This is a genomic window from Streptococcus gwangjuense (genome assembly GCF_003627155.1).
Lineage (GTDB): Bacteria > Bacillota > Bacilli > Lactobacillales > Streptococcaceae > Streptococcus > Streptococcus gwangjuensis.
Map to the genome: position 1 here is coordinate 1,746,906 of NZ_CP032621.1, position 18,710 is coordinate 1,765,615.

The following is an 18,710-nucleotide window of genomic DNA, read 5'->3' on the forward strand; positions in this document are numbered from 1 at the left end:
CGCTCTTATTTTCGTGCAACTCCCAAGCTATCCAGAACCTCTGGATACAACTTGTACTCTGCCTCATGAATGCGAGCTTCAAAACTGTCAATCGTATCATTAGCTAAGCGTGGCACACGCACTTGTTTGATAATCTTTCCTGTATCCACACCAGAATCCACCCAGTGAATGGTCACGCCAGACTGTTCCACCCCAGCATTCCAAGCACCCTCAATCCCATGAGCTCCTGGAAATTCTGGCAAGTAGGCTGGATGAATGTTTATAATCCGACCTTCATAAGCCGCCAATAAGGTTGCCCCAACGATTTTCATGTAGCCTGCTAGACAAACCAAGTCAATCTGGTGTTCTTCCAAGAGTTCAACAAGGGCCGCTTCGTAGTCGGCCTTGCTCTCAAACTCCTTGAGCTCAAAAGCATAGGACAGAACCCCGAGCTGCTCTGCACGCTCAAGCACATAGGCGTCACGATGGTCTGAAAAGACAAACTCTACTGGAAATTGTTCCGCTATCACCTGAAAATTTGAGCCATTACCAGAGGCAAAAACCGCTATTTTTTTCATTTGATGATGACACTTTCGTTTTCTTTCTTGACGATACGACCAATTTCATAGACTGGTTCATCCAACAATTCCTTGACACGACTTACATTTTCAGGGCTAACTGCAAGCATAAGCCCCACACCCATATTGAAGATTTCAAACATTTCTTCGTGTTTGATCTGACCGTATTTTTCAAGGGCTTTGAAAATCGGTAAAACTGGAACCTTGTCTTCCTCAATCTCAGCTGCTAGGTCAGCCGCAAACATGCGAGGGATATTTTCGATAAAGCCACCACCAGTGATGTGGGCAATGCCGTTGACCAACTCTTCCTTGATGAGTGGCAAAACAGCCTTGACATAGATACGAGTCGGCTCAAGAAGAACGTCCTTGAGTTGCTTGCCTTCCAATTCTGGCAAGATTTCCTCACCTGTGTAGTCCGCAAAGACACGACGGACGAGAGAGTAACCATTTGAATGAATCCCACTTGAAGCAAGTCCAAGAAGAACATCTCCTTCTACCACCTTTGAACCGTCAATGACTTGAGATTTTTCAGCCACACCGACTGCAAAACCAGCCAAGTCGTAGTCATCTTCGCCGTACATGCCAGGCATTTCAGCCGTTTCCCCACCGATGAGGGCTGCACCTGCCTGCACACAACCTTCTGCCACACCAGCGACAACTTGTTCTAGCTTAGCTGGTTCATTCTTACCTGTCGCCACATAGTCAAGGAAATAGAGGGGCTCCGCACCTGCAGCGATGATATCATTGACACACATAGCCACACAGTCCTGACCGATGGTATCGTGCTTGTCGTACTTGATAGCCAGCATGAGCTTGGTTCCGACACCATCAGTTCCTGAAATCAAGACGGGTTCTTTAACCCCAGTCTTTGAAAGGTCAAACATACCACCAAAACCACCAAGAGCTCCCATGACACCTGCACGCTCCGTACGAGCCACGTGCTTTTTAATCCGTTCAACAACTTCATAACCCGCTTCAACATCCACACCAGATTGAGCGTACGCATTTTTATTTGCCATTTTATTTTTCCTTTTCTTTTTTTGGGAAAGACTGCGACGTATTTTTAGATAAACAATTATTTTATCTAAAAATACTAGTCAGGTCTCTAGCTTTGGTCCCATAGGAGAAAGCGTCTACTGACAAATGCTTTAGCTTTTAGTCAGTAGTGAGACATGGGGCATAAGCATTTTTATTTGTCATTTTTATATTCCTTTTCTTTAATGGAGGATCTTTCGTCTATTTGTAAAAACTGGTCTTTTCTTCCAAACTTCGACGATAATCTTCTTCGTAGTCGTAGAGAGGCGTTGGGTAATCCCCATCAAAATAAGCGACACAGAGACCACCATTTGGCGCATCCGTTTCAATACCAATCGAATCAATCAACCCCTCAACAGAAAGATAGGTCAGACTGTCCGCACCAATGATTTGGCGAGTTTCTTCAACAGTATGATTGGCCGCAATTAGCTCCTGACGGGTCTGGATATCAATCCCGTAGAAACATGGATAAGCTAGTGCTGGACTACCAATGGCAACGTGAACTTCAGTCGCACCAGCTTCTTTCAAGAGTTGAACGATCCGACGAGAGGTTGTTCCACGTACAATAGAGTCATCAATCATAACAACACGCTTGCCTTTGACAACGCCTGAAACAGCAGAGAGTTTCATCCGCACCCCTTGCTCCCGCAATTCTTGAGTCGGTTGGATAAAGGTACGTTGGGTGTATTGGTTCTTGATGAGGCCCATTTCATTTGGTAGCCCGGACTCCTCCGCAAATCCCATAGCCGCGCTGAGGGAAGAATTGGGCACACCGACCACTATATCCGCCTCATGCTTGAATTCACGCGCCAATTGGGCACCCATACGTTTACGTGCCGTATGAACATTGACACCATGAATGTTAGAATCAGGGCGGGCAAAATAGATATACTCCATAGAACAGATTGCTAGCTGAGTATCATCTGTATAGCTATCATACTGGATGCCCTTGTCATCAATGATCACAATCTCACCTGGCTTCAAATCACGAATCCATTCAGCACCAATAACCTCAAAAGCACAGGTTTCAGAGGAAACAACCACCGCTCCGTTGGCCATTTTCCCGATAGAAAGGGGACGGAAACCATTGGGGTCAAGAGCCGCAATCAACTTATCCTCAAACAGCAAGATATAGGCAAAGCCACCTTTAACTAGGCTGAGCGCTTCTTTGATTTTGCCCATCAAGTTCGGATTGTGACTCCGACGAATGAGGTGAGCCAAGATTTCCGAGTCCGAAGTCGCGCTGAAAATCGCTCCTCTTTGTTCCAGTTCTTTCTTGAGAGAAGCTGCATTGGTCAGATTCCCATTATGAGCCAAGCCGAACTGCATATCGTGAAAACGGAAGAGGAAAGGCTGGATATTATCTACAGAAGCTTCGCCAGCAGTCGCGTAACGCACATGTCCAATCGCACCAGTTCCCGTCAATTTATCCAAATTAGCAGGATTTCTAAAGACTTCTGATAAAAGCCCCATATCGCGATGACGCTTTAGTTTTCCTTGGTCATTGGAGAGGATTCCTGCCCCCTCTTGACCACGGTGCTGAAGACTATGGAGACCAAAATAGGTCAATTTAGCAGCATCTGGATGTCCCCAGATACCGAAAACACCACATTCTTCATTAAGAGATTTTACTTCGTATGTCATTTTATATACCTAATTTTTATTTGTATAGCACCAAGAGCTAAATCTACATGACTTTTACATTACTGATACAATCTATTAGAAAATCTGTAAGTCTTATTTTCCAGTAAAGTATTTAACCGCCGACGCAAACAGGTGCTGGTCTTTATTTCCTGGGATGTTTTGGAAAAGACCGTCTTCATAACGTTCTGAGTGTCCCATCTTACCGATGATTTGGCCGTTCTTGCTGGTAATTCCTTCGATGGCATGGACAGAACCATTTGGATTGTACTTAGAATCCATACTTGGTTTGCCGTCAAAGTCAACATATTGGCTGAAAATTTGTCCATTGTCACGGAGCTCTGCAAATTCCTCAGCTGTCACGACAAACTTCCCTTCACCGTGCGAAACAGGAATAGCGTGGATATCTCCCACTTGCACTCCAGCAAGCCATGGTGAGTTAGTATTGGCAATGCGAGTTTCCACCATCTTGGCCACGTGTTGGTTGGCATCATTGTAGAAGAGGGTTGGGCTAGTACTAGTGGCTTCTTCAAAGTTTCCGTATGGAAGAAGACCTGATTTGACCAAGGCCTGGAACCCATTACAGATACCGATAATCAAGCCACCACGAGCGATAAAGCTATCAATAGCCGCACGCACTTTTTCATTAAGCAAGATATTGACAATAAACTTAGCTGATCCATCCGGTTCATCCGCGGCTGAGAAGCCACCTGCAAAGAAGAGGATATTAGCTTTGCCGATATTGTCAACCATAGTTTCGACTGACTTGACAATGGCTTCTTCATTCAAGGTCACAAACGGCACCAAGTTGACCTCTGCACCTTCTTTTTCAAAGGCCTTGGCTGAGTCATATTCCGAGTTGGTGCCCGGGAAGACTGGGATATAAACTACCGGTTTTTCAAGCTTTTCTTTGGCTTTAATCACAACATCTGATGTAACAGCTGGTACTTCAGCCAGTTCTTTGGCTTGGGCAAATTCTGTTGGGTAAACTTCTTCCAGTTTTCCTTGGAAGGCATTGTCAAGTTTGTGTCCATCTAACTTCACACCGTTGACAAGAAGTGTAAAGTTGGCTTTCGTTTGCCCGATTTTCTCCACTCCAGCGAGTTCTTCAGGAGACGTAAAGACAAACCCGCCTGATTGAGCTGTCAAGGCTGTCTCAAGCTCAGGCAAGGTCACCTCTGCACCGATATGGTTTCCAAAGGTAGCAAGTGCCAAACTTTCAAGCACACCACCATATTTGACCGCTGATGCAGATGTCACTTTATGGTCAGCTTGGATGGCTTCAAACTGAGCAAAGTTTTTCTTAATCAAGGCAAAATCAATCTCTGCAGAGAGGGCTTGACCTGGGATGTAATAGATGTTTTCACCAGCAGTCTTAAACTCAGGAGAGAGGACCTTACGGCTATCTGCCGTCGTCACCCCAAAGGCAACCAAGGTTGGCGGTACGGTCAATTCTTCAAAAGTACCAGACATAGAGTCCTTACCACCGATAGATGGCAAACCAAGTTGGATTTGTGCTTCAATAGATCCAAGAAGAGCTGCTACTGGCTGACCAAAACGCTCTGCCTGTTTATCCATCCGCTCGAAATACTCTTGGTAAGAGAAACGAGCCTTAGACCAGTTTGCGCCAGCAGCAACCAAACGAGCAGTTGCTTCGATAACCGCATAGGCAGCACCGTGGTATGGAGACCATTCTGCTACATAAGGATTGAATCCTTGCGCCATGACAGATGCGGTATGAGTTACACCATGCTGAACTGGCAATTTTTGCACAGAAGCCTCAGTTGGTGTGAGTTGGTAACGACCACCAAGTGGGTGATTGACCGTTGAACGACCGACCGAGCAGTCAAAGATGGTTTGCAATCCTTTTTGACTCGCATGGTTGAGGTCAGACAAGACTGCAAGAGTATCCACTTCAAGGCTTTCTGCACTTATTGTACGTTCTTCTGGGAGTTTTACATCCTTGTCTACAACCTTGGCATCTACAACAACACGCACACCATTTGTATCAAGGAAACGACGTTCCAAGTCTACAATGGTTTCACCATTCCAGTGCATGACAAGATTTGGTTTTTCAGTTACTGTCGCCACCACAACAGCATCAATATTTTCTTTATTACATTCAGCAACGAAGGCATCTACGTCCTCAGGACGAACCACGACTGCCATCCGTTCTTGTGATTCAGAGATGGCAATTTCGGTACCATTCAAACCTTGGTATTTAAGAGGCACCTTGTTAAGGTCGATTTCAAGGCCGTCTGCCAATTCACCGATAGCTACACAGACACCGCCTGCCCCAAAGTCGTTGGATTTCTTGATAAGTCGTGTCACGTCCCCATTACGGAAAAGACGTTGAATCTTGCGCTCTTCGATGGCATTCCCCTTTTGAACCTCGGCACCAGCAGTCTCCACAGACTCAACCGTTTGAACCTTAGAAGAGCCCGTCGCACCACCGACACCATCACGTCCAGTCTTACCTCCAAGGAGAATAATCACATCTCCCGCTTCCGGTTTTTCACGGACAACATTGCCCTTAGGAGCCGCTCCGACAACCGCACCAAGCTCCATGCGTTTAGCTACAAAGCCTGGGTGGAAGTATTCACGAACATAGGTCGTCGCAAGCCCAATTTGGTTACCATATGAAGAATAACCATGAGCCGCTGTTTTAGAAATAACTTGTTGTGGCAATTTCCCAGCGCGAGTTTCAGAAATCGGTGCTGTAATGTCACCCGCACCTGAGATTCGCATGGCTTGGTAGACATATGAGCGACCTGACAATGGGTCGCGAATAGCACCACCGATACAAGTAGCCGCTCCACCAAATGGCTCAATTTCCGTTGGGTGGTTGTGAGTTTCATTCTTGAACATTAGGAGCCATGGCTCTTTCACACCATCAACATCCACTTCGATTTCTACTGAGCAAGCATTAATCTCGTCTGACACTTCCATATCATCCAAACGTCCATTGGCACGCTCATAACGACCGAAAATAGTGGCCATATCCATCAAGGTTTGTGGTTTTTCAGAACGCCCCAACTCATCGCGCATAGTGATATATTTGTCATAGGTTGCCTGTAATTGTTTTTGGAATTTAGAAGCTGAAAAGTCGATGTGTTTCAACTCTGTCTCAAACGTCGTGTGACGGCAGTGGTCAGACCAGTAAGTATCCAAAACCTTGAGCTCTGTCTCAGTTGGCACGCGCCCGATTGACTTGAAGTAGTCTTGGATAAAAAGCAAATCATCCACTTCCATGGCCATCCCTTGCTCGGCCTTGTAGCGAGCAAAGTCTTCTGCTGTATAGTTTTCAAAGAAAGTCAATTTAGGAATGGTCTTGTCTGACTCTGAAAATTCTTGCTTGGCAATCCCTGTCATGATGTCCTTGAAACGAGAATCAACTGGATTGAGCAGATAGTTCTTGACTGCTTCCAACTCAGTCGCATCAATATCTTTATTCACCAAGTAAAGTTGGGCTGTATTAACCTTTACATCACTTGAACTTCCTAGTAAAAGCAAGGCTTCCTGTGAAGAAGCTGCACGCTGATCAAACTGCCCTGGTAGGCTTTCAATGGCAAAGAAAGCATAGTTGGCAAGATCCGCCTGCACAGCTGCTTCATCCAAGACATGGTCTGTCACCTGCTCAGAGAAAATGTGTTTCTCTGCAGGCGCAAACAGGTCCTCTGCCAAGTCAAATACATCATACACTTGCACGATGCGAATACTTTTCAAAGTTGAAAGCCCCAAGTTATGCTGGAGTTCTCTAACCAAACTCTCTGACTTGACCTGAAAATCAGCCTTTTTTTCAACAAAAATACGTTTATCCATCAATCCTTATTCCTTTATTTCAGCTCTTACAATGTTTCCAACGACTTTGAGGTTGTTATTTCAACCCCTGCAACTTCTCCCAAACAACTTCGTAAACGTCTGTTAGTTCTCCCAATCCCCTACGGAGTGAAAAGGTCTGTGGGACCTTTTCAGCCTGAGTCCTTTTAGTTGAGAGACGAAGGTTTTCCGTTGCAAACAGATTATTTCAAACCTTGCAACTTCTCCCAGACAACTTCATAAACGTCTGTTAGCTCTCCCAATCCTCTACGGAAAACATCCTTGTCCATGTGATTGCCATCCGCATCCCACAAACGGCAGTTATCTGGTGAAAATTCGTCTGCCAAGATAATCTTGCCATCCTTATCAAAACCGAACTCTAGCTTAAAGTCAATCAACTTAAGCCCAATCTCAGCAAACCAGCCTTTCAAAAGTTCATTAATACGACGCGTTTCTTCCTTCAAGTAGGCAATCTGCTGGTCATCCGCAATCTGTAGGAATTTCACATGCTCGTCATTGATAAATGGATCATCCAAATCATCATTTTTATAGTAAAATTCGACAATCGGAGTTTCAAATGCAATACCTTCGTCTACGCCAAAACGTTTTGAAAAGGAACCAGCCGTGTAGTTGCGAAGCACAACCTCGAGAGGAATAATCTCAACCTTTTTATTGAGTTGTTCTGTATCTGAAAGTTTCTCCACAAAGTGAGTCGCCACACCAGCCGCATTTAATTTCTCAAAAATAAAAGATGAAATCTGATTATTCAACACTCCCTTACCAGCAATCTGCTCCTTCTTAACACCATTGAAAGCAGTCGCTTGGTCCTTATAAGTTGAAATAATAAGATTTTCATCCTCAGTTGTATAGATATCTTTAGCTTTTCCCGAATAGATCAATTGTTTTGACATTTTAAAGTTCGCCTTTCGTATTACTTGAGCACATTCTACCATAAAAAACCTAAAATTACAAGAATTTAACCGAATAAATAATAATTGTGTGGCGGAAATCATAAAGAAAAAAACTGCAAGAAGAATCTTTCTCACAGTTTAAAAATCATTTAACTCTAAGAACACGAACATTACTCTTTGTTCAAAAATTGATCCAAATAATAACGTAGATAACTTTTCTTGCCCGTAATCATCTGCAGGCGACCTTCCACCCCATATCGAAGTTTTTCAGCCTGCTCCGAAGTTAGATTAGTCTCCGCCTCAATTTTAAAGAAATTCCCTTTCTCAGTCTTAGTCGCTGTCGCATCAATACTTGTAATAGTAGAATCTAGGAAAAGTTGATTCTTGGCATCATGAGTCGTAGTATAGCGAATAGAATCACCGATATTGATCCTTGCTACATCCTTTGAACTAAGATAAGCTGTTAGTTTGGCTTTCCCTTCTTTTTCCAAGGATGGATAGAGTTGGGCTAGTAGGGTTCCCTCTGCAACCATGGTAGAATCACTGGTCTCAGGATTAAGATGAAGTACCCCATCCTCACTCGCTGTAATTTTCCCCTTGTCTAAAAGATTTCCCTGTACCTTCTTACCTGACTCTGCCTCCAAGATTTTCTGGTCTAGAAGGGTCAATTCTTGACCAACCTTTGCCAAGTGTTGGGATTTGAGAGACTCCAATTGACTGCTTAAGCCTGACGCATAGGCTTGCTGGGTACCTGAACCTGCATACTGAACACGGTAAGTAGCAAGACTGGATTCTAACTGAGAAAGCTGCGCTTCAACCTGCGCCATTACCTGAGCCTTAGCTTGCGGATTTTCCTCACCCTGAGATTTGTAGGACTGGTAGAGAGAGTAGGCTAGATTCTGACTGGCCAAGGAAGCACCTGTTTCAATAGCTGACTTAGCTGTCTGGTAATCGCGAATTTTAGCCTCTGTTTGGCTGATGAGGTTGCCGATTTCGGCTTGGGTTTGACTAGCTGCTGCATTCTGGGACGCGATGGTCTCATTTTGTTGCGATGTACTAGCCCTAAGACTGCCTGCTTGACTGATGTAGTCGCGAAAGGTGGCTTGATAGCCAAATTTATCCTCCTTTGGAAAGTGATTCTCCCCTTCTTGCAGGCTCTTCTGCAAATACTCCAATTGCTTTTTTTGATCCTTGAGCATGTCCAACTGACTAGCATAGGCCTCTGCTTGGACACCTTCCGCCCCTTCCTGGTATTGAACAAGAAGCTCCCCCTTCTTAACCAGCTTATTTTCTTCCAAATGATTGACAAGAATGCGATTGTTGCTAGTTGACTGGATATTTGCAAGGATACGACTAGGCTCGACAGTAGCTCTAGTAGACAAACTCATCTCCTTCTCTGCAAAAGTTGCAAAGCCAAGCAAAAACACAAGCAGAAGGGACATGGGGACAATCACCCGACTGGAAAAATTATGGTAACGACGATTATAAAACTCCGCACTTTCTAAAAATTCTGGTTTCATCCTCTCCTCTTTCTAGCTATTCACCAAATGGGCGTAAAAGCCACCTTGTGCAAGCAAATCAGCATGCTTTCCTTCTTCGACAATCTTGCCCTGATCCAAGACAACAACCTTCTCTGTCCGCTCAGCAATGGTCAAGCGGTGAGCAATGAAAATCAAGGTCTTGTCTAAAGCCATGAGATTATCAACAATTCGCTTCTCTGTCAAAATATCCAAACTGCTAGTTGCCTCATCTAAAATCAAGACAGGCGCATCTGTCAAGAGAGCACGCGCCAGAGCGATTCTCTGACGTTGACCACCTGAAATTCCTGCCCCATCTGAAGTCAACTCTGTCTGGTAATTCAGTGGCATGCGCTCAATGTCCTCCCGAATCTCTGCCAATTCGACCGCCCATAAGATATCCTCTTGAGTCGTCCCTTCCTTGGCTCCAAGGAGAAGATTCTCCAATATCGTTCCGTTAAAAACATAGGGCTGTTGAGGTAGATAGTTGATGTACTGGCGCAGGGCTTTTTTATCAATCTGATTAAGATTAACACCACCCAGACTAATCTCTCCCTGACTTGGGTCGTAAAAATTAACCATCATCTTGGCCAAGGTCGTCTTACCTGACCCTGAAATCCCCACAAAAGCCACCTTAGCCCCTTGGGGAATGGTCAAATTGATATCCGACAAGACGTCTCGACCATAGCCATACTTGTAGGAAACCTGCTTGAAGGTCATATCTCCCTTCATCAAGCTCAGATCCTCAACTGTTTTCTTCTCCTCAAACTCAGAAGCTATCAAATAAACCTCATTCAGACGGTTATTGGCAACCTGCGCTGTCTGAAGCTTGGTTTGCAGATTGATGATATTTTCCAAAGGATTGGTAAAATAAACAAGCAAGGTATTATAGGTAATCAACTGCCCCAAACTCATCTTGCCATCCATGACCAGAACAGCCCCCATCCAGAGAATGCCGACATTGAGCAAGAGATGGGCAACTTTTTTCAGAGCCTTTTGCTGACTCTCTGCCCGACTATAGGTAAAAGATTTTTTCAGATAATCCACAAATTCCTTGTCAATTTTTTGGTAACGCTGACTCTCACTGGTCAAGGACTTAATAGTCTCAATACCATTGATGTCCTCGATGATAGAAGAAGACAGAACCGCATTGGCTTCCATGGTGTCTCGATTCATCTTTTCAAATGGCTTCATAAAGGCAAAGATAATCACTGTGTAGATAGGAAGCGCCAGTAAAGTCATAAAAAAGAGATTGGTATTTTGTGAAAATAAAACAAGGGAAATAATGACAACCGTTGACACATCTAGGAAAATCGAAAGAATGGTTGAAGCCAGTGCATCGATGATACTGTTAGCATCTGTAAAACGAGAGACGATTTCCCCTGTCCTGCGTGTCGCAAAAAAGGACATAGGCAGGTGAAAGACGTGCTTGATGTAGGATAAAATTACATCAATCGACAAGCGTTGCCCCAAAACAAGCAAGAGATACTCCTGAGCGTAAGACAAGATCTGCTGGAAGATATAGACGATGACCAGCCCAATAGAAATAATCCCCAGCGTCGAACGCATCTGATCTGGCACATAGGTATCAATGATAGACTGCAGATAATAAGAACCCACAATATTAATCAAGGTTACCAAGAGTGTCGCCAAAACGATATTAGCAATCAAGCCACGCTGCTTCACTAATATAGGAATAAAAGAGAGCAGACTATTCTTTTGATCCTTATGAGGCTTATAGTCTGGACTAGGTGCCATAAACAGAGTCACCCCTGTCCATTCTTCCGCAAAACGCTCACGTGGCAGTTTGGTCAATTTCACCCTAGGATCTGGATCGGCAATATGAATGCTATCCTTATCCTGCCCAGTCACCACATAGTAGTGGAGCAATTTCCCTTCCTTAAGCACATGGGCAACAAAAGGAAAAGTCAAATCTGGCAAGTCAAAGAGCGTCATATCTGCCTTAATGGCCCGTGTCTCAAAGCCAATCTCCTCTGCCACCTTGACCAAGCCCAAAGCCGTTGTCCCATCCATGGTTGTCTTGGCTAATTCTCGCAGGTGTGCCAAAGAATAATAACTACCATAGTAGCCAAAAACCATGGCTAATGAAGCTACACCGCAGTCCATCTGATCCACTTGCGGACGATAGTGACGTTTCCCAAATTTCATATTCATCTCCTTTTTCCTAAACTCATCTGATAATAACTATCTTACCCCAATCCCCAAACAAAAACTGGACTTCCTCCCCAAATGCGCCTATCTCCCTCCCAACTGCACTTTTTAGATAAAAAAATAGGTAGAACAAACGTCCTACCTACTAAAAATATGGTATGAAAGGAAATTGATTTTTACTGACACCCTAGGCAAGCTTGGAACAAATAAATCATTGATAGTAACATTTATGACATCCTATTTATTACTACAATTTATAATGTTCCTGCTATTTCTAAGCCACCTCTGGTATGATCTATTCATAGTCAGAATAGATAACACCGTTCTAAATTACGATTCATAGTTACCCCTTTTAAACTCCAATGTGATACATTCTGAGATTCTAGCCTAGCTATTTTCAGCGCAGACTAACAAGTCATTCTTAACTGTTTACTCTACTCGCTTTTTATTGACCTTATATCCCAGATAAAAGAGCCCAAATAAAACAGGGTAAATTTCTGGATAAAATAGGGTATTGATCGGATTTTTCAACATCAAATACGTTGCGATGTAGATTATGAGCGATACGGTAAAATAACCCTCAGCAAATCCTAATAAAAATGTTTTCATAAGAAACTCCTAATTACCTGACAAGAATGGAGGAAAAACGCTACCATTCACATACACAAAATCCTTTTGATTCATGTTCTTCATTTATAGTTTTGATTATTTTTTGACAAATCTTTGCGAAAAATACCAAAATATGCTGAGAAAAGCAACCCAACTAAAGTCCATTGCCAATTAAAGGATACTAACGAACCTGTACGAATCACATGAAGCGCGACATTAAGAGTTATTCCCAACAAAGGAAATATCGTGGCTAGTTTAGGTAACAATGTATTGAGATTATTCATTATCTAACGTCCACGACGAGCCAAATCTGAACCAAATTTGTAACCAGCATTAAAAATTTGTACAGCAGCATTCAGTACTCCTGCGATCCCAACTGCTTCCGCAAGACCAAAACCACCTTTTGTTCCCACTAATTCATCGTCAGATAATTGATAAAATTGTTCTAAGTTCATGTTCGTCATTACTCCTTTATATTATATTGCTATGTCAATGATTAAAATGAGTATTGGATAGGTAAATACTTCTGAAATATCCATAAAATTTATACTATACTGTCCAGATAATATTTTATAATCAATTAAAATTTGAACGATAGTAAAAATAATACGTATCGATAACAATACCCCTAGCAATATCACTTCTTTTTTTAAAAACATAGAAATGCCTCTCTGACTACAATCAGATTATGGTCTATTCGCATAATACCCTAAAGCTGCTCCACCTACAGGAAGTAATGAGCCTTTGATAACAATTAATAAACCTGCTCCAACTTATTCACTTTACTCTACGATTTCAAATTGATTCAAATTTTGCATGTTATACCCCTCTTTAAATAATACTAACTAAGCCAATAGTGACTCCCACTAATAAACCTACCATCCCTGAGGCTGATATAATAGCCACAAATTCGTTTGAAAAATTCATTGATTTCTCCAAAGTGTTTTATCTTATCTGAAGTAACCCCATGCAACTAGCCCTACCGCAGATAAACCACCGACAACATACCCTGCAACCTTGATTCCTACTGGAACTGCTACTACCGCTGCAGGAAGTACTCCTCCATCAACTATTGCTAGTTCTTTTTCTGTCATTTCTGCAAACTGATTATCATTTACTAAAATATTCATTTTAAGTTCTCCTTACTCTTATTCACTTTTGCTTTAAATATTTCTTTTTTATTAATATAGTATGTCAATGCTACTAACAAAATACAGATCCCCAACGATACCTTCTCTAAATTAAGTAGAGAATAAATTAATAATATGCTGTAAGCTATTAAAGCAGATCCTATATATATTTTTTTTAATATTCTATTCATAAAACTTACTCAAAGTCTTATTTCAGATTTTTTCCAACTTGATAAAGACCTGCTCCCAGTATAATAGCCCCTCCTGTTACAGAAAAACCTTTAAACGCCGCTACTCCAAACGCAACTACTAGTGGTGCAATTCCCCCATCCACATCCATCAACTCTTCTTCTGTAAGAGCTACAAAGTTCTGTTCCATTTTGTCAAAATTTGTCATCTTTTTCTCCTTTATTTCTATTTTTTAGTTTACGATTTCTGGCTCTTAAACCATTTTAAAAACCAGAATAGATAAATTACTGAATTCCTTTTCCTTCCTTTTCGTCTCACTTATCTATTTGAGAAGTGATTTAAAATGAACAGGTAAATTTCATTTATTTTAAATACCATTTGATAAACCATGGCAATAAGATTGGTAAATACATCGCGTAATCTCCTTCCTTTTCGTCTCACTTATTTATTCGAAAAATAATTCGAAAATGTACAATTAATTAAATTTTATTTGAAAAATAATTTAATGAACCACGGATAAAAACCAGTCACATACATAAACACTCCTCCTTTTTCTTCCTTATCTATCTATTCGTAAGTCCCACTAAAAGTTCTAAATTTTTTATTTTTCCTGACAATAAAAAAGCAACACGACTTGCATGTTGCTTCTTGCTATTCTTTACTTTTGACGACTTCTACCACATCCCCTACACTTTGCAGTTGGTCAATTTCTTCATCACTGATTTCGATATTAAATTCATCTTCCAGCGTCAAGATAAACTCCATCAAGTCAACTGAGTCAGCATCCAAATCGTCTTTCAGACTCAAGGATTCTGTCACGACAAAGTCCTCTCCCTGTCGCTCTTGGATAATGGTCACAATACGGTCAAAAATTTCTTTTTCTGTCATCTCTTTTATTCTCCTGAAAATTCACGCGCAGTCTGGGCAACTACGTCTGTTTCTAGCATGGTACGAATCTGGCGGATTGTACTATAAACAGCCTTGGCATCGCTTGAGCCATGAGTCTTGACAACAGGTGCCTTGACACCAAACAAGACCGCTCCACCAACATCTGAATAGTTGAGCTGTTTTTTCAAACCTCTGAGGCTGTCCTTGAGAAGGAGTGCGCCTAGTTTTGCTCGGAGACCTCCACCTGTAATAGCGGTCTTGAGCAAGCCCATGATTCCCATGGCTGTCCCTTCGATGGATTTGAGCACAGCGTTTCCCGTGAAACCATCTGCCACAACAACATCCGCAACACCATTCATCAAATCACGCGCTTCCACGTTTCCGATAAAGTTTAAACTTTCATCAGCTGCTAGTAATTCGTAAGTTTCCTTACGAAGCGGATCGCCCTTGCTACTCTCTGTTCCGTTGTTGAGCAAGCCAACGCGTGGTTGCGCAATGCCACGAACATTTTTAGCATAGAAGGAGCCTAGAACCGCGTATTGATGGAGGTGCTGGGCTGTATTTTCTGCATTAGCACCGAGGTCTAGCATGTCAAAACCTTTTCCATCTACAGTCGGCAAAGTTGACATAAGCCCAGGACGGTCGATATTCTTGATACGACCCACGATGAAGAATCCTGCCGCTAGTAAAGCACCTGTATTCCCAGCCGATAGGACAGCATCTGCTTCACCCTCTTTGACAGCCTTGGCCGCCAAGACCATACTGGCATTTTTCTTCTTCCGAATAGCTCTCGTAGGTTCATCGTCTGAATCAATCTTCTCATCCGTATGGATAATGCTGACGCGCTCTGTCGCTGTTAGATATTGCTTGATTTTGCTTTCATCTCCATAGAGTTGAACCTCAATATCTGAAAAGTCAGCTAGGGCTTGATTAACACCCTCAACGATGGCCTGGGGTGCGTAATCGCCTCCCATAGCATCTACTGCGATTTTTTTCATTTCTTTTCCTCTTTTAGTAATTGTCCCCAGTCTGCTAGGGAATCAATAAATTTCTTTGATTTTAGGTGAATCCCAACGTACTCTTCGTAGAGTTGATCCATAAATTGTCGTAAGTCTTGCTTGATTTCAGGTTTAAGCGAAATGGTCTCCAAGGTTTCAAAATCAATGGCTTGAAATTGATTGAGCAGATAAGGGATATTGGGATTGAGATGGCAACGTCTCTCATCTTCATGATAATGCTCTGGACAGAGGCAGGCTCCATATTTAAAAGAAAAGTCAAAAGCCTGACCGACCCGATGACAGAAAACACACTCATTAAAATTGAGGCTAATTCCAAATCTGGTCAAGATTTGGATTTCAAAAATATTGGTCAAAACCTGATAATCCAAACCCTCTTCCATCAACTCCAAAGTCTTTTGCAAAAAAGCAAACAAGGGAGCATCCTGCTGATTATCCTGCAAACTAGCATCGGCAAGAGCCGCCACATAGGTCGCATAGGCCATAACAAAGAGGTCACTATTAATCTTGGGAAAAGTCATCACCTCATGATAGTCCTCAATGTAACTGAGCCCATCATCATTGATTCGCAAGAGAAATCGTGCCAGCACCAAGGGCTGAATAACAGGAGCCAACTTAGACTGACCAGCGTGTTTGACAAAAAACATGCGTTTACCAGCCTGCTCAGTAAAAATCTTGACTAGCTTGTCATCCTCACGAAAATTGCGATTATAGAGCACCAAGCCTTGACTCGTGATAGACTGAATCATGCTTCTCTCATATACTCCTCAAGTCGTTTCATAGCTTCTTTGATAGTCTCCATGCTGGCTGCATAAGACAGACGCACATAGCCTTCTCCGTAACGCCCAAAGGCAGCACCAGGGATAAAGGCAACAGCCTTCTTCTGAGCAAAATCCTTCAGAAAAGCAAAAGAATCTTGATTATAGCTTGCTGGAATCTTAGCAAAGATATAGAAGGCACCGTCTGGTTTGATAATCTCAAAACCAAGAGCAGTCATTTTCTCGATAATATAATCCCGACGCTGGATGTATTCCTTCTTCATAGGCTCCGCATCGTTTTTACCAGCCGTCAAGGCTTCTACTGCAGCATGTTGAGCCATGGTATTTGCAGCAGTCACCAAGTACTGGTGACTCTTAATCAACTGAGCTGTAAAGGCTGCAGGAGCGAAAATCAAGCCCAAACGCCAACCTGTCATAGCATGCGATTTAGACAAACCATTGATGATAATAGCCTGGTCTCTCAACATCGTTCCTAGAGACACATGGGCTTCCCCTGTGTAGGTCAATTCTGAGTAGACCTCATCACAGACAACGAAAATCTCATACTTGCGTAAAACGTCTACCAAGGCCTCCAACTGCTCCCGACTATAGGTAATTCCTGTCGGATTGGCTGGATAGTTAAGGATAACCGCCTTGAGCTTGTCACCCTGCTCCAAAATGGCCTTCTCCAACATCTCAGGAGTCAAGACAAACCCATTTTCAGTCGTATCAATCTCGACAACCTCTGCCCCAACTAAGTTAACAATCGGTTCATAGCCTGGATAGGCAGGAGCTGGCAAGAGAACCTTGTCTCCTTCTTCCAAAATAGCTGTCAAAGTCGCAGATAAAGCCTCTGTCGCCCCAATTGTAACCAAGATTTCATTTTCAGGAGCGTAATCCAGTTGGTACTTTTCCTTAACAAAGTCACTGGCTGCCTGACGTAGAGTCAGCAGGCCACTCATCCCTGTATAGTAGGATTGGTTCTGATCAATCGCTCGCTTGGCCGCCTCCTTGACATGGTCTGGCGTTGTAAAATCAGGTTCCCCCAAGGTCAAACGCAAGACCCCAGGAATCTCCGAAATAGCCTGGTCAAACTGACGAATCAATGAAACTTGAATCTTATCTAACTGTTTATTAAAGCGCTTAGTTAAGTCCATAGATACCTCCTACTTTCAAAACGTATCTCTATTATACTACAAAAGCCCCCCGACCGCAAAAATACATTAGAGAATAGCTTTCCACTTTCTATTTTACTTTTCCTGTTTACAGGTCTATAATGGTAACAGATTCTATTTGGAGGTTTTTATGTCATTTCTATCAAAAAATGGAGCAGGCATCTTGGCCTGTCTTCTGATTTCCACCATATCTTGGTACTTAGGAGGATTCTTCCCTGTGATTGGCGCGCCTGTCTTTGCAATTTTCATAGGCATGCTTCTCCATCCCTTTATCGCGTCTCATAAACAACTGGATGCTGGATTGACCTTTAGTTCCAAGAAATTGCTCCAGTATGCCGTTATCTTGCTTGGTTTTGGTCTCAATATCTCGCAAGTCTTCGCAGTTGGGCAATCTTCACTCCCTGTCATCCTTTCCACTATTTCAATAGCCTTGATTGTTGCCTACCTTTTCCAACATTTCTTTGCACTGGACACAAAACTGGCTACCTTGATTGGAGTAGGTTCTTCTATCTGTGGGGGTTCTGCCATTGCGGCGACAGCACCCGTTATTCATGCCAAGGAAAAGGAAGTAGCCCAAGCCATCTCTGTTATCTTTTTCTTCAATGTCCTGGCTGCTCTCATCTTTCCAACCCTAGGTACTTGGCTTCACTTATCTAATGAAGGATTTGCCCTCTTTGCAGGAACAGCTGTCAATGACACTTCCTCTGTAACAGCCACAGCCAGCGCCTGGGACAGTCTCTACCAGACCAATACCCTTGAGTCTGCAACCATTGTTAAACTGACGCGCACCCTGGCTATCATCCCTATCACCCTCTTTCTCTCCTACTGGCAAAGTCGCGAGCAAAAAAATAAGCAAGGCTTGCAACTGAAAAAAGTCTTCCCACTTTTTATCCTGTACTTTATCCTTGCATCGCTCCTAACAACCCTACTGACCTCTCTCGGTGTAGCTAGTAGCTTCTTTACCCCTCTTAAACAACTCTCCAAATTCCTCATTATCATGGCCATGAGTGCTATCGGACTCAAAACCAATCTGGTAGCTATGGTCAAATCCAGCGGAAAATCCATTGTTCTCGGAGCCATCTGCTGGATTGCCATCATCCTCACTAGTCTTGGGATGCAAACCCTTATCGGCATTTTCTAATACTCTTCGAAAATCTCTTCAAACCACGTCAACGTCGCCTTGCCGTAGATATCATAGGTATAGGTAACTGACTTCGTCAGTCTTATTCACAATCTCAAAACAGTGCTTTGAGCAACCTGCGGCTAGTTTCCTAGTTTGCTCTTTGATTTTCA

General features: G+C 42.8%; 18 protein-coding genes. 1 reads left to right on the forward strand and 17 read right to left on the reverse strand.

What is annotated here, in order from left to right; translation table 11 throughout:
* Positions 1–5: 5 nt before the first annotated feature.
* The 17 genes from purN to D7D53_RS08905 all read right to left on the reverse strand — a co-directional run bounded on the left by purN (position 6) and on the right by D7D53_RS08905 (position 17,399).
* Complete coding sequence (gene purN, locus D7D53_RS08815) at positions 6–557, reverse strand: phosphoribosylglycinamide formyltransferase (RefSeq protein ID WP_120770732.1); 552 nt, start codon at positions 555–557, stop codon at positions 6–8.
* Positions 554–1,576, reverse strand: a complete 1,023-nt coding sequence (gene purM / locus D7D53_RS08820; protein ID WP_120770733.1) for a phosphoribosylformylglycinamidine cyclo-ligase — start codon at positions 1,574–1,576, stop codon at positions 554–556. The genes purN and purM overlap by 4 nt, the downstream gene beginning before the upstream one ends.
* 217 nt (positions 1,577–1,793) lie before the next feature.
* Entirely contained in the window at positions 1,794–3,236 is a 1,443-nt protein-coding gene (gene purF, locus D7D53_RS08825) for an amidophosphoribosyltransferase (RefSeq protein WP_000220614.1), read from the reverse strand.
* 93 nt (positions 3,237–3,329) lie between these two features.
* Complete coding sequence (locus D7D53_RS08830; protein ID WP_120770734.1) at positions 3,330–7,055, reverse strand: phosphoribosylformylglycinamidine synthase; 3,726 nt, start codon at positions 7,053–7,055, stop codon at positions 3,330–3,332.
* Between the two features lie 55 nt (positions 7,056–7,110).
* Positions 7,111–7,254, reverse strand: coding sequence for a phosphoribosylaminoimidazolesuccinocarboxamide synthase (locus D7D53_RS10320; RefSeq protein ID WP_120770879.1), 144 nt, complete (start codon positions 7,252–7,254; stop codon positions 7,111–7,113).
* Between the two features lies 1 nt (position 7,255).
* The gene (purC, locus tag D7D53_RS08840; protein ID WP_000043282.1) at positions 7,256–7,963 is read right to left on the reverse strand and encodes a phosphoribosylaminoimidazolesuccinocarboxamide synthase; all 708 of its coding nucleotides are present in this window, start codon (positions 7,961–7,963) and stop codon (positions 7,256–7,258) included.
* Positions 7,964–8,133: 170 nt separating this feature from the next.
* Complete coding sequence (comB, locus tag D7D53_RS08845; RefSeq protein ID WP_120770735.1) at positions 8,134–9,483, reverse strand: competence pheromone export protein ComB; 1,350 nt, start codon at positions 9,481–9,483, stop codon at positions 8,134–8,136.
* Between the two features lie 12 nt (positions 9,484–9,495).
* Positions 9,496–11,649 carry a peptide cleavage/export ABC transporter ComA gene (comA, locus tag D7D53_RS08850; RefSeq protein ID WP_120770736.1) on the reverse strand — a complete coding sequence of 718 codons (2,154 nt, stop codon included), beginning with the start codon at positions 11,647–11,649 and terminating at the stop codon, positions 9,496–9,498.
* Positions 11,650–12,081: 432 nt separating this feature from the next.
* On the reverse strand, positions 12,082–12,261 hold the full coding sequence (locus tag D7D53_RS08855) for a hypothetical protein (protein WP_050219186.1): 180 nt from the start codon (positions 12,259–12,261) through the stop codon (positions 12,082–12,084).
* An 80-nt stretch (positions 12,262–12,341) separates the two neighbouring features.
* Positions 12,342–12,545: a bacteriocin immunity protein gene (locus D7D53_RS10250; RefSeq protein ID WP_120770737.1), complete on the reverse strand. Its 204-nt coding sequence runs from the start codon at positions 12,543–12,545 to the stop codon at positions 12,342–12,344.
* Positions 12,546–12,548: 3 nt separating this feature from the next.
* Complete coding sequence (locus tag D7D53_RS08865; RefSeq protein ID WP_001047583.1) at positions 12,549–12,716, reverse strand: class IIb bacteriocin, lactobin A/cerein 7B family; 168 nt, start codon at positions 12,714–12,716, stop codon at positions 12,549–12,551.
* A 495-nt stretch (positions 12,717–13,211) separates the two neighbouring features.
* Complete coding sequence (locus tag D7D53_RS08875) at positions 13,212–13,391, reverse strand: class IIb bacteriocin, lactobin A/cerein 7B family (RefSeq protein WP_120770739.1); 180 nt, start codon at positions 13,389–13,391, stop codon at positions 13,212–13,214.
* A 208-nt stretch (positions 13,392–13,599) separates the two neighbouring features.
* Positions 13,600–13,788: a class IIb bacteriocin, lactobin A/cerein 7B family gene (locus D7D53_RS08885; RefSeq protein WP_120770741.1), complete on the reverse strand. Its 189-nt coding sequence runs from the start codon at positions 13,786–13,788 to the stop codon at positions 13,600–13,602.
* 443 nt (positions 13,789–14,231) lie between these two features.
* Positions 14,232–14,468, reverse strand: a complete 237-nt coding sequence (locus D7D53_RS08890; RefSeq protein WP_000136444.1) for an acyl carrier protein — start codon at positions 14,466–14,468, stop codon at positions 14,232–14,234.
* Positions 14,469–14,473: 5 nt separating this feature from the next.
* Positions 14,474–15,466: a phosphate acyltransferase PlsX gene (gene plsX, locus D7D53_RS08895; RefSeq protein ID WP_020900475.1), complete on the reverse strand. Its 993-nt coding sequence runs from the start codon at positions 15,464–15,466 to the stop codon at positions 14,474–14,476.
* Positions 15,463–16,233, reverse strand: coding sequence for a DNA repair protein RecO (recO, locus tag D7D53_RS08900; RefSeq protein ID WP_120770742.1), 771 nt, complete (start codon positions 16,231–16,233; stop codon positions 15,463–15,465). The genes plsX and recO overlap by 4 nt, the downstream gene beginning before the upstream one ends.
* Positions 16,230–17,399: a pyridoxal phosphate-dependent aminotransferase gene (locus tag D7D53_RS08905; RefSeq protein WP_120770743.1), complete on the reverse strand. Its 1,170-nt coding sequence runs from the start codon at positions 17,397–17,399 to the stop codon at positions 16,230–16,232. Before D7D53_RS08905 ends, recO begins: the two co-directional genes overlap by 4 nt.
* A 148-nt stretch (positions 17,400–17,547) precedes the next feature.
* Between D7D53_RS08905 and D7D53_RS08910 the strand changes: the two genes are divergently transcribed.
* Positions 17,548–18,558: a YeiH family protein gene (locus tag D7D53_RS08910; protein WP_120770744.1), complete on the forward strand. Its 1,011-nt coding sequence runs from the start codon at positions 17,548–17,550 to the stop codon at positions 18,556–18,558.
* The last annotated feature ends 152 nt before the right edge of the window (positions 18,559–18,710 follow it).

Bases quoted from the DNA above. Each gene is read 5' to 3' on its own strand.
- D7D53_RS08855 (WP_050219186.1), bottom strand. From the start codon at position 12,261: ATGAAAACATTTTTATTAGGATTTGCTGAGGGTTATTTTACCGTATCG.
- purF (WP_000220614.1), bottom strand. From the start codon at position 3,236: ATGACATACGAAGTAAAATCTCTTAATGAAGAATGTGGTGTTTTCGGT.
- D7D53_RS08890 (WP_000136444.1), bottom strand. From the start codon at position 14,468: ATGACAGAAAAAGAAATTTTTGACCGTATTGTGACCATTATCCAAGAG.
- D7D53_RS08885 (WP_120770741.1), bottom strand. From the start codon at position 13,788: ATGACAAATTTTGACAAAATGGAACAGAACTTTGTAGCTCTTACAGAA.
- recO (WP_120770742.1), bottom strand. From the start codon at position 16,233: ATGATTCAGTCTATCACGAGTCAAGGCTTGGTGCTCTATAATCGCAAT.
- plsX (WP_020900475.1), bottom strand. From the start codon at position 15,466: ATGAAAAAAATCGCAGTAGATGCTATGGGAGGCGATTACGCACCCCAG.
- D7D53_RS08865 (WP_001047583.1), bottom strand. From the start codon at position 12,716: ATGAACTTAGAACAATTTTATCAATTATCTGACGATGAATTAGTGGGA.
- D7D53_RS10250 (WP_120770737.1), bottom strand. From the start codon at position 12,545: ATGAATAATCTCAATACATTGTTACCTAAACTAGCCACGATATTTCCT.
- comA (WP_120770736.1), bottom strand. From the start codon at position 11,649: ATGAAATTTGGGAAACGTCACTATCGTCCGCAAGTGGATCAGATGGAC.
- D7D53_RS08905 (WP_120770743.1), bottom strand. From the start codon at position 17,399: ATGGACTTAACTAAGCGCTTTAATAAACAGTTAGATAAGATTCAAGTT.
- D7D53_RS08910 (WP_120770744.1), top strand. From the start codon at position 17,548: ATGTCATTTCTATCAAAAAATGGAGCAGGCATCTTGGCCTGTCTTCTG.
- D7D53_RS08875 (WP_120770739.1), bottom strand. From the start codon at position 13,391: ATGAATATTTTAGTAAATGATAATCAGTTTGCAGAAATGACAGAAAAA.
- purC (WP_000043282.1), bottom strand. From the start codon at position 7,963: ATGTCAAAACAATTGATCTATTCGGGAAAAGCTAAAGATATCTATACA.
- D7D53_RS08830 (WP_120770734.1), bottom strand. From the start codon at position 7,055: ATGGATAAACGTATTTTTGTTGAAAAAAAGGCTGATTTTCAGGTCAAG.
- comB (WP_120770735.1), bottom strand. From the start codon at position 9,483: ATGAAACCAGAATTTTTAGAAAGTGCGGAGTTTTATAATCGTCGTTAC.
- purN (WP_120770732.1), bottom strand. From the start codon at position 557: ATGAAAAAAATAGCGGTTTTTGCCTCTGGTAATGGCTCAAATTTTCAG.
- purM (WP_120770733.1), bottom strand. From the start codon at position 1,576: ATGGCAAATAAAAATGCGTACGCTCAATCTGGTGTGGATGTTGAAGCG.